The 348-nt window shown below is 73.0% G+C and carries 1 pseudogene; it reads right to left on the reverse strand.

The window, feature by feature from the left end:
- A pseudogene (locus ACFHWU_RS29525) lies at nucleotides 1-247 on the reverse strand (acetaldehyde dehydrogenase (acetylating)); the annotation flags it as partial.
- Nucleotides 248-348 lie beyond the last annotated feature (101 nt).

The following is a 348-nucleotide window of genomic DNA, read 5'->3' on the forward strand; positions in this document are numbered from 1 at the left end:
GGTGCGCGCCGGCCGACGTGGCGTCGAACACCAACCCGACGTCGGCGAACTCGGGCATCGCCACCAGGCCGTCGACGCCGTCGGCGGTGGTGGCCACGCCGAGGCGGCGGGCGCGGGCCAGCCCGTCCGATTCCGGGTCGATGCCGACCATCGCCACCATTCGCAGCGACTCCGACAGCCGCCGCACCTTGATCATCAGGTCGGTGCCGATGTTGCCCGACCCGATCACCGCGACCCCGACACCCATCACGACCCCTCCCCTGACTCGCCGTCGGCCGACCGGTCGGCCGGTTCCGCGCTGAATCTGGTCCGCACCGAGCCGAGCCCGGCGATCCGTGCCTCGTACGC

Origin of the sequence: Micromonospora sp. LOL_015 (assembly GCF_048060275.1) — a bacterium.
GTDB lineage: Bacteria > Actinomycetota > Actinomycetes > Mycobacteriales > Micromonosporaceae > Micromonospora_E.